The sequence below is a fragment of the Streptomyces sp. NPDC059080 genome (assembly GCF_042739975.1).
Lineage (GTDB): Bacteria > Actinomycetota > Actinomycetes > Streptomycetales > Streptomycetaceae > Streptomyces > Streptomyces benahoarensis.
Genome location: NZ_JBHYGX010000035.1, coordinates 1 through 10,566, shown reverse-complemented (window position 1 = coordinate 10,566; position 10,566 = coordinate 1). Strand labels below are relative to the sequence as shown.

Annotated in this window: 4 protein-coding genes; 2 read left to right on the top strand and 2 right to left on the bottom strand. The window is 71.5% G+C overall.

Translation table 11 applies throughout. The features are described 5' to 3' along the window. Window positions 1-297: 297 nt before the first annotated feature. Both ACFWWQ_RS23155 and ACFWWQ_RS23150 read right to left on the bottom strand, forming a co-directional pair. Window positions 298-1,041 (bottom strand): GNAT family N-acetyltransferase, encoded by a 744-nt coding sequence (locus tag ACFWWQ_RS23155; RefSeq protein ID WP_384599222.1) that lies wholly within the window; start codon window positions 1,039-1,041, stop codon window positions 298-300. Between the two features lie 48 nt (window positions 1,042-1,089). After that, complete coding sequence (locus ACFWWQ_RS23150) at window positions 1,090-1,866, bottom strand: thioesterase II family protein (RefSeq protein ID WP_384599219.1); 777 nt, start codon at window positions 1,864-1,866, stop codon at window positions 1,090-1,092. 293 nt (window positions 1,867-2,159) lie between these two features. Here ACFWWQ_RS23150 and ACFWWQ_RS23145 point away from each other — a divergent pair, with 293 nt between their 5' ends. After that, on the top strand, window positions 2,160-10,430 hold the full coding sequence (locus ACFWWQ_RS23145) for an amino acid adenylation domain-containing protein (protein WP_384599216.1): 8,271 nt from the start codon (window positions 2,160-2,162) through the stop codon (window positions 10,428-10,430). After that, on the top strand, window positions 10,427-10,566 hold a 140-nt coding region (locus ACFWWQ_RS23140), incomplete at its 3' end, for a condensation domain-containing protein (protein WP_384599368.1). The genes ACFWWQ_RS23145 and ACFWWQ_RS23140, both read left to right, overlap by 4 nt.

Below are 10,566 nucleotides of genomic sequence, written 5' to 3'. Positions count from 1 at the left end.
TCTCCCCCCGCACCACCCCCCCGGCCGCTCCCCCCCGCGAGCCCCACGCGCCGAGCCGCCCACCCCGCGCCCCCCACCCGCGGGGGGGCCCCCCCCGGGGGGGGGGGCCCCCGGGCCCCCCCCGGTCCGTTGCGTCCAAGGTCTTGTCCGCCCTGTTGGACGTGGGACACGGAGGTAATCGACCTGTGCAGCAGTCGGCGGGGGAGACCTGATCGGGACGCGACGAAGCGCCGACGAGGGGCAGGCCGGGGGTGAGGACGGCAGGCCAGGAACCAGCGCGCGGGCCGGTTGTGCGTCTCACCAGACGTCGAACTCCAGGGTGCTGAACTCCCGGACCGTGCGGAATCCCAGACGCTCGTAGACGCGCTTCGCGCCATGGTTGGCGGAATCGAGAGCCAGCAGGCAGCCGGACGGCTCGCGTTCCAGGGCCTGCCGCGCGAGCCACGCGGTGACTCCCGCTGCCAGCCCCTGGCCCCGGTACGCGGGCGCGGTGGCGATCGAGGCGAGGGAACACAGCGCAGCGCCCGGCTTGCGCACCATGGCTCCCCCGCAGATCAACGCACCGTTGGTGTCACGGACACCCGCCCAGAGCTCGACGTCGGGCGCTCCGGGGCGTACGGAGTGCTCGGGACTGGCCGCGGTGAGCAGCGCGGTGATCTCCGCGCTCGGTTCCCCGGCCACCGGCACGACCTGCCCCTCGGCGGGCAGCAGCGGCGGGGCGTGGTGCAGGGACAGCACCTCCCATTGCGCCGCGGCGGTTTCGGCCCCCTCGACCTGGGTTCCGCGGGGCACCGTGAGGAGATACGGGGGCTCGGCCCGCTCTGCGAGCAGCAGGCGGACGAGATCGGCGACGGCGTGCGGGTCGCCGACTGCGGTGAGGCACCCGTCCGGTTCCTCAGCGGTACCGGTGCCGTAGCAGGCGGCACCGGGCATCAGCCACCCGGGCCCGGACCACGACGGGCCGATGACGCTCCTGGTCCAAAGGTCATCGGTGACGGCCAGGATCTCTGCACCGGTGCACAGACGGGTGCCCACTGTCACGAACGGCTCCTCCCACTCCTGCCGCTGCACCGCATCGCACTGCGGTGGTCATGCTGCCGTCATTCGGGCGAGGTGGGTATGGATGTCGCCGAGCACGTCGGCGGCGTGCGGGACGAGGAAGAAATGGCCGCCGGGGAACGCGCGGGAGGCGAATCGTCCGGGGCCGCCACTGACGTCGGCCCAGGCCAGAACGGACTCCGCAGGGGTGTCGACGTCACCCTCGCCGTAGTACGCGGTGACCGGCACCTGGAGCGGATGCAGGGTGGCCTCGGAGGCATAGGAGTCCACCAGCTGGTAGTCGGCCCGGATCGAGGGCAGAACGAGTTCGAGCAAGTCCGGGACGTCCAGGGCTGCGGCCAGCGGCCCGCCGCGGCGGCGCACGTCGGCGATCAGGTCATCGTCCGGCTGGGAGCCCAGAGCGGAAGGGCGCAGACGGTGCGGGGCCGCGCGCCCCGAGACCAGCAGCATGGCCGCGCCGGGACGGCCGCCGGCCGACAGGCGCCGTGCGACTTCGTAGGCCACCGAGGCTCCCATGCTGTGCCCGAAGAATGCAGTCGGCTCCGTAAGAAATGGTGCCAGCGCGTCCGTGAGGGGCGCGGCGAGATCCTCCATGGCGTTCACGCAGGGTTCGTTGATGCGGCTTTCGCGGCCGGGATAGCACACCGCGAGGACTTCTATGTCCCCAGCGAGCCGCTGTGGCCATTCGCGGAAGAAACTGGCGGCGCCGCCGGCGTGCGGGAAGCACACCAGCCGCCCGCGCGGATTCTGTACGCGGCGCAGGCTGCGCAGCCAGGGGACGTCGGTAACAGCTCGGGCAGAGCTCATCACGGGCACCTCCGGATCCGGGACCCGGGCGGGCCGTTCCAGAAGTCCCGCAACGGTTGCCCCGCTGGTTTCCTGGAGGGCAGGGTCGTCATCTGTTCCTCTCGGCTGTGCGTCGGCACCACCGACAGCCGGAAGGTATAGCAGGTGCTTATCGGTGGCTTATTGCCGTTGCGGACAGCGGGCCTTATTGCCTGAAAGGGCCTCAATAGAGCTCTGAAATACCCACTCCCTACCTTGCTTGTTCAGGTCCGACGCGAGCGGACCGCCGGCAGGCGAATTGAGGAGTCGGATCCATGGCAGGTATGGCGGTGCGGAACTTCTCGTCGTCCGAGGGAAGGATGCCGGGTGCCGGTCTGCTGCAGCGCCTGGCAGCGCACGCTGCCCGCACGCCGGACCACCTCGCGGTAACCGGTCACGGAGCCCGCTGGAGCTATCAGGACTTCGCGGCGGAGACGGACCGGCTGGCCGGACGGCTACGGGCGTCAGGCGTGGCCGCCGGCGACACGGTAGCCGTCCATGCGCGGCGCGCCCCCGCGCTGGCCCTGGCGCTGACCGCGGTGGCGAAGGCGGGCGCGGCCTTCACCGTGCTGGACGAGGCATACCCACTGGAGCGCCTTCGCCAGTACCGGGAGCAGGCGCGGCCGTCGGCCTGGATCTCCTGCGTTCCGGACGGAATCCCGGCCGGGCTGGCCGACGGTCCGGTACTGAGCGCGGATACACGTGACGTGACGGGTGCGCGCGAAACTGGCGGGGCAACCGCAGACCTGACCACTCAGCCGAACCCCGAGCACCCCGCCTACCTGGTCTTCACCTCGGGCACCACCGGTCGCCCCCGTGCGGTCCGGGGAACCTGGGATGCGGTCGAGCACTTCCTGGACTGGTACGCCACCGCCTTCGGTCTCGGCCCCGGCGACCGGTTCGCGGTCCTGTCCGGCCTCGGACACGACCCCTTGCTGCGCGACCTGTTCACCGCCCTCTGGGTCGGTGGCACGATCTGCTTCCCCGACGCGGAGGTGCGCGAGGCCCCGAAGGTGGCGGAGTGGCTCGCCGACGCGTCCATCACCGTGGCCCACCTCACCCCCGGCCTCGGCGACGTCCTGGCTGACAGCGCCCCTGCGGGCGGCTGGCCCGCCTTGAGGCTGACCGGTTTCGGCGGCGAGGCGACGACCTGGCGCCTCGTCGACTCCTGGGCGGCTGCCGCTCCCCACAGCCGGGTGCTCAACATGTACGGCACCACCGAGACCCCACAGGCAGTCTCGGTCCTGACCGCCCGGGACCCCGGCCGGGAGCCGTTCGCGCCCCGGGGCGGTGCCGGCGTTCCGCTCGGTACCGGCATCGACGGCGTCGAGCTGCTGGTACGCGGCGCGGACGGCACCCTCGCTCCGGTGTGCGACGCCGGCGAGGACGGCGAGCTGGTGGTGCGCAGCCGCCACCTCGCTCACCACCTCGACCAGCCGCAGCCCGGCTCCGGCAGCGGCCCCGCACCCGCAGCCGCCGAGGACCGCGACGGTGTGCGCCTCTACCGCACCGGCGATCACGTACGGCCGCGTGCCGACGGCACGCTGGAGTACCTCGGCCGCCTCGACGCGCAGATGACCGTACGCGGTTTCCGGGTGGAGCCCGCGGAAGTCGAGGCCGCCCTGCTGGACTTCCCGGGCATCCTCCACGCCGCCGTCGTCTGCCGCAGTGGTTTCCTGACCGGCCATGTGGTCGCGGCCCCGGGCGCCTCCCCGCAGATGGCCGCCGTACGGGACTTCGTCGCGGCGCGGCTGCCCGCGCATGCGGTACCGGCCGGAATCGCACGGGTCGACGGGCTCCCGCTGACCCCCAACGGAAAGGTCGACAGGGCCGCCCTCGCCACCGCCGGGGAGAAGTGCGCAGCCGACGGCCCGACCGCCGCCGGCCAGGGGCCCAGGACCGCACGTGAGGAGATCCTGTGCGGGCTGTTCGCCGAGGTCCTCCGGGTCGACCGGGTCCACACCGACGACGACTTCTTCGCGCTCGGCGGCCACTCACTGAAAGCAACCCGCCTGGTCAACCGGATCCGCCGACTGCTGGAGGTGAGCCTCCCGGTGAACGCGGTCTTCGACGCCCCCACCCCCGCCACGCTGGCCGCCCGGCTCGACGACGCCGGCGCCGGCCGTCCCCGGCTGGTTCCCGCCCGGCGCCCGGAACGCCTGCCGCTGTCCGCCGCCCAGCGCCGGCTGTGGTTCCTCCACGAGCTGGAGGAGACCGGCACCTCGTACAACGTCGCGCTCACCATCCGCCTTGCCGGTCCGCTCGACCGGGACGCCCTGAGTGCCGCTCTCGCCGACCTCACCGACCGGCAGGAGGCGCTGCGCACCGTCTACCGCCAGGCCGACGGCGAGCCGTACCAGCAGGTGCTCCCCGCCCAGGAGGCGCGGCCTGACGTCCCGGTCGTGTCCGTCGACGAGAGCGGGCTCGACGGCGAGGTCGCCAGGGCCGCCCGGTACCGGTTCGACCTCGCCGCCGAAGCACCGCTGCGCATCGTGCTCTTCAGGCTCGGCGAGGACCGCCACGTACTGCTCCTGCTGCTGCACCACATCGCGACCGACGGCGGCTCGCTCGCCCCCCTCAGCCGTGACCTGTCGGCGGCCTATGCGGCACGGCTCGGCGGCGCCGCCCCCGACTGGCAGCCGCTGTCCGTCCAGTACGCCGACTACACCCTGTGGCAGCTCGGCACCCCGGGCACGGAGCCCGGGAACACCCACGGCGGTCAGGACACGCCGGACGCTCTCGCCTACTGGGAGAACCGCCTGGCCGGCATTCCCGAGGTGCTCGAACTGCCGACGGACCGGCCCAGACCCGCCGTCGCGGCGGGCCACGGCGCGGTGGTCCGCTTCACCGTCGACGACGAGCTGCACCAGCGGGTCACCGCACTCGCGCGCCGCATGGGCACCACCGTCTTCATGGCGGTCCAGGCGGGCCTGGCCGCCCTGTTCACCCGTCTCGGCGCCGGCACCGACATCGCCATCGGCACCGCGGTGACCGGCCGCGGGGACGAGGCGCTGGACGACCTCATCGGCTGCTTCGCCAACACCCTGTGCCTGCGGACGAACACCTCGGGCGATCCCACCTTCCGCGAGCTGCTCGGCCGGGTACGACGCGATGACCTGGGGGACTTCGCCCACCAGGACATCCCTCTCGACCGCCTGGTGGAACATCTCAACCCGAGCCGCTCGCTCGCCTACCACCCGTTGTTCCAGACCATGCTGACCTTCCAGGGCAGCGATCGCATCGAGTTCCGGATGCCGGACCTGACGGCCGAGATCAGTACGGTCGACAAGGAGTCCGCCAAGGTCAACCTGTCCTTCGTCTTCCAGGAGCGGACCGGCCCCGACGGCGTGCTCACCGGCCTGGACGGCAGGCTGGAGTACGCCACCGATCTCTTCGAAGCGGAGAGTGCCAGGGCGCTGGCCGCCCGCTTGGTGCGCCTGTTGGAGTGTGCCGTCGCCGACCCGGACCGGGGCATCAGTGGTCTGGACATCCTTGATCCGGCTGAGCGTGCCCAGTTGTTGGAAGAGTGGAACGACACGGCGCATCCGGTGCCTGATTCCACGTTGCCTGAGCTGTTCGAGGCTCAGGTGTGCCGCACGCCGGACGCCATTGCTGTCGAGCACGGTGGCGTCACCCTCACGTACCGGGAGTTGAACGAGCGCGCCAATCGGATCGCCCGTCACCTCGTCGGGCGGGGGGTGGGTCCGGAGAGGTATGCCGCGGTGGCGCTGCCCCGCTCGGTCGACCTGGTCGCCACCCTGCTCGCGGTCGGCAAGGCGGGCGGCGCCTATCTGCCACTGGACCTGTCCTACCCCGCCGACCGCACCGCCTTCATGCTCAGCGACATCGCGCCGGTCGCCGTCGTCACCACCTCCGCACTCGCCGGTGACCTGCCCGCCTCCCCGTCCCAGGTGGTGCTCGATGCCCCGGACACGGCGAAGGCGCTGATGGACATCGATGCCCGGAATCTCACCGACGCCGATCGCCTGGCGTCGCTGACCCCTGCCCACGCCGCCTTCGCCATCTTCACCTCGGGTTCCACCGGCCGGCCCAAGGGCGTGATGGTCGAACACCGCTCGCTGGTCCGCTACCTGGCCTGGGCCCGCCGGGCCTACGACAGCGTGGCCGGAGGTGCCCTGGTGCACTCCCCGGTCTCCTTCGACCTGACGGTGACCGGCCTCTTCGCCCCGCTTACCGCGGGCGGCTGCGTCCAGCTGGTGGAACTGGACGGGAATTCCCCGCCCGACGCGATCGCCGACGGCTTCAGGCCGACCTTCGTCAAAGCGACCCCCAGCCATCTGCCGCTGCTGATCGAACTCGCCGACAACTTCTCGCCCTCCGACCAACTGGTCCTCGGCGGGGAATCGTTGATGGGCGAGGTGCTCGACGAGTGGCGGGCCCGGCATCCCGGCGTGACCGTGATCAACGAATACGGCCCGACGGAGACCACGGTCGGCTGCACCGAGTACCGGATCGCCCCGGGAGACGTGGTGCCGGCCGGCGTGATCACGATCGGGCGGCCCATCTGGAACACCCGGATGTACGTGCTCGACGCCCGGCTCCAGCCCGTGCCGGCCGGTGTCCCCGGCGAGCTCTACATAGCAGGCGACCTGGTCACCCGCGGCTACCACGGCCGTCCGAAGCTGACCGCCGGCCGCTTCGTGGCGGATCCGTTCGGGCCGCCCGGAGCGCGCATGTACCGCTCGGGCGACCTGGCCCGCTGGAACCGCTCGGGGCTGCTGGAATTCATCAGCAGGGTGGATCACCAGGTGAAGGTGCGGGGCTTCCGCATCGAACTGGGCGAGATCGAATCGGTCCTCGGGGCCCACCCCGACATCCAGCAGGCTGCGGTCGTCGTACGGGAGGACCGGCCGGGTGACAAGCGCATTGTCGCCTACGCCGTCCCGGCGTCCCCCGGGCTCGCCCCGGACGCCGTCCGCTCCTACGCCGCCGAGCGGTTGCCGGACTACATGGTGCCTGCGGCCGTCGCGCTGTTGCCCGAGCTCCCGCTGACCGCCAACCGGAAGCTGGACCGCGCCGCGCTGCCGGCTCCGGAAGCCGAGCGGGCCATGGCGGGCCCCGCCCCCAGGACCGCACGCGAGGAGACGCTGTGCGGACTGTTCGCAGAGGTACTCGGCCTCAGCCGGATCGGCACGGACGCCGACTTCTTCGCACTGGGCGGACACTCCTTGCTGGCCATACGTCTGCTCAGCCGGGTCCGCTCTGCCTTCGACGCCGAACTCCCCCTGCGTGCGCTGTTCGAAGCGCCGACGGTGGCGGGCGTGGCCGCGTACCTGGACAGCGCGGACCAGGAACGGGAAGCCGGCGGCCGGCAGGGGCAGGCGGCACGGTGCCGGCTGGAGCCGCAGCCGCGGCCCGAGCTCGTCCCGCTTTCTTATGCCCAGCAGCGGTTGTGGTTCCTGAACCGGTTGGAGGGTGGGGGTGCTACGTACAACGTGCCGTTGGTGTTGCGGTTGACGGGTGGGTTGGACGTTGGTGTGTTGGGGGCGGCGTGGGGTGATGTGGTGGGTCGGCACGAGAGTCTTCGGACGGTGTTTCCGGAGGTGGGTGGTGTGCCGCGGCAGCGGGTTGTGCCGGTGGGGGAGGGGGTTTCTCGGCTGGCGGTGGTGGAGGTGTCGGGGGCGGAGTTGGGGGCGGTGCTTGCGGGGGCGGCGCGGTATGGGTTTGTGCTGGATGCCGAGGTGCCGGTGCGGGTGTCGTTGTTCCGTACGGGGCCCGAGGAGCACACGCTCCTGGTGTTGATGCATCACATAGTCGCTGATGGGTGGTCTGTTGGGCCGTTGTTGCGGGATTTGTCGTCGGCGTATGCGGCGCGGTGGGCGGGGTCGGTTCCGGTGTGGGAGCCGTTGCCGGTGCAGTACGCGGACTACACGCTGTGGCAGCGACAGCTCCTCGGTGACCCCGAGGACGCGACCGGCCTGCTCGCCCGGCAGACCGCCTACTGGACCGAACGCCTCGCCGGGCTGCCGGAGGTGACCGAGCTGCCACTCGACCGCCCGCGTCCGGCCATCGCCTCCCACCAGGGCGAGCGGGTTCTCTTCCACATCGGTCAGGACACGCACCGTGCGATCACCACACTGACCCGTGAGACCGGGGCCACCGTGTTCATGGTGGTGCAGGCGGGGGTTGCGGCGTTGCTTTCCCGTATGGGTGCCGGTACCGACATTCCGATCGGTACGGCGGTGGCGGGGCGCACCGACGAGGCGTTGGAGGACCTCGTCGGGTTCTTCGTCAACACCTTGGTGTTGCGGACCGACACCTCCGGCGATCCGGGTTTCCGCGAGCTGCTGGAGCGGGTGCGGGAGACGGACCTGGAGGCATACGCCCACCAGGACGTGCCGTTCGAGCGCCTCGTCGAGGTGCTCAACCCGGCCAGGACGCTCTCGCACCATCCCCTGTTCCAGGTGATGCTGGTCCTTCAGGAGAGCGCGGTGGACCCGGCCCTTCCGGGCCTGGCCACCGAGGTGGAGGACCTCAGCGCAGGAGCCGCCAAGTTCGACCTCACCGTCAGCGTGGTGGAGAGTGAGAACGGCATCGACGGCAGCCTCGGCTACGCCCTGGACCTCTTCGACCGCGAGACCGCCCAGGACATCGCCGGCCGCCTGGTCCGCCTCATCGAAGCAGCCGTCGCCGCTCCCGACCGGCCCCTCGGCGAGCTGCCCGTCCTGCTCGACGACGAGCGCCGCACCATCCTGCGCGAGTGGAACGACACCCGGGCGCCCCTCCCGGACGGCTCTCTCACCGACCTCTTCCGGGCCCAGGCCGCCCGCACCCCGGACGCGCCCGCGCTGCGCATGGGTGACCGGACGCTCACCTATGCGGAGCTCGACCGCCGGGCCAACCGGCTCGCCCACCGGCTCATCGCCGAGGGCGTCGGTACCGAGACCCCGGTGGTGCTGCTCCAGGAGCGCTCGTTCGATGCGGTGGCCGCCATCCTCGGCGTCCTCAAGGCGGGCGGAATGTATGTCCCGCTCGACACCCGCTACCCGGCCGCACGCATGCGGACGGCCGTGGAGCAGAGCGGGGCATCCATCGCCCTCGTCGACGGCAGCGTCCGCGGCCGGGGAGCGGGGCAGGAGCCGCTGCTCCCGGACGGCATGACGGTGCTCTCGGCCGCCGAAGGCTCCGGCGCGAGCGACGGCCAGGACCACGACCCGGGCCTGGCCGCCCACCGCGGACAGGTGGCCTACGCCATGTTCACCTCGGGCTCCACCGGGGTCCCCAAGGGTGTTGCCGCGACCCACGGAGGCGTCGCCGCGCTCGCGGCCGACCCGGTCTTCGCGCACGGCGCGCACCGCCGGGTGCTGCTGCACTCACCGCTGGCCTTCGACGCCTCGACGTACGAGCTGTGGGTGCCCCTGCTGTCGGGCGGCGAGGTCGTCATCGCGCCGCCGGGCGAGGTGGACGTGAACGCGCTGCGGGGGCTGCTCACCGGAGCCGGCCTGACCGCGGCCTTCTTCACCACCGCACTGTTCAACCTGCTGGCCGAGGAGGAAGGCAACCCGCTGGCTGCTCTCCGTGAGGTGTGGACCGGGGGCGAGGCGGGCTCGCCCGCGGCCCTGCGCAGGGTGGCCGAGCAGTGCCCGGGCACCACTGTCGTCCACGTGTACGGCCCCACCGAGACCACGACCTTCGCCACCTGCCACCCGGTCCGCACCTCGTACGACTACCCCGGCGTGCCTCCCATCGGCGGGCCCATGGCCAACACCACCGCATATGTGCTGGATGCGGGGTTGTGTCCGGTGCCGGTGGGTGTGGTGGGGGAGTTGTATGTGGGGGGTGCGGGTTTGGCGCGGGGGTATGTGGGTCGTTCGGGGTTGACGGCGGGGCGGTTTGTGGCGGATCCGTTCGGGGCGCCTGGGGCGCGGATGTATCGCACGGGTGATGTGGTGCGGTGGAACCGGTCGGGTGAGTTGGAGTTTGTGGGCCGGGTTGATCATCAGGTGAAGGTGCGGGGTTTCCGTATTGAGCTGGGTGAGGTTGAGGCGGTGTTGTCGGGTCATGGGTTGGTGCGGCAGGCCGTGGTGGTGGTGCGGGAGGAGCGGCCGGGGGATCGGCGGGTGGTGGCGTATGTGGTGGGTGAGGTGGATGCCGCGTCGTTGCGGGCGTATGTGGCTGAGCGGTTGCCGGGGTACATGGTGCCGTCGGCGTTCGTCTCGTTGGCGGAGTTGCCACTGACGCCCAACGGCAAGCTGGACCAACGTTCCTTGCCTGCACCCGATTTCGCCGGTCATTCGGCCGGGCGTGCGCCGCGTACCGAGCGGGAAGGGCTGCTGTGCTCCCTCTTCGCCGAGGTACTCGGCCTGGAGCAGGTCGGCGCCGACGACTCCTTCTTCGACCTGGGCGGGCACTCGCTGCTGGCCACCCGGCTGATCAGCCGCATCCGCTCCGCCTTCGGGGCCGAGGTCGGCATCCGCACTCTGTTCGAGAACCCCACCGTGGAAACCCTGGCGGGCCGGCTCGCGGACGCCGCGCCGTCGCGGCCGAAGCTGCGGCCCAGAACGAGGTCTGAGGAGACGTTGTGATCCCGCTTTCTTATGCCCAGCAGCGGTTGTGGTTCCTGAGTCGGTTGGAGGGTGGGGGTGCTACGTACAACGTGCCGTTGGTGTTGCGGTTGACGGGTGGGTTGGACGTTGGTGTGTTGGGGGCGGCGTGGGGTGA

What these genes read in the sequence shown, in the direction of transcription:
- ACFWWQ_RS23150 (WP_384599219.1), bottom strand. Translation starts at nt 1,866, where the DNA reads ATGAGCTCTGCCCGAGCTGTTACCGACGTCCCCTGGCTGCGCAGCCTG.
- ACFWWQ_RS23145 (WP_384599216.1), top strand. Translation starts at nt 2,160, where the DNA reads ATGGCAGGTATGGCGGTGCGGAACTTCTCGTCGTCCGAGGGAAGGATG.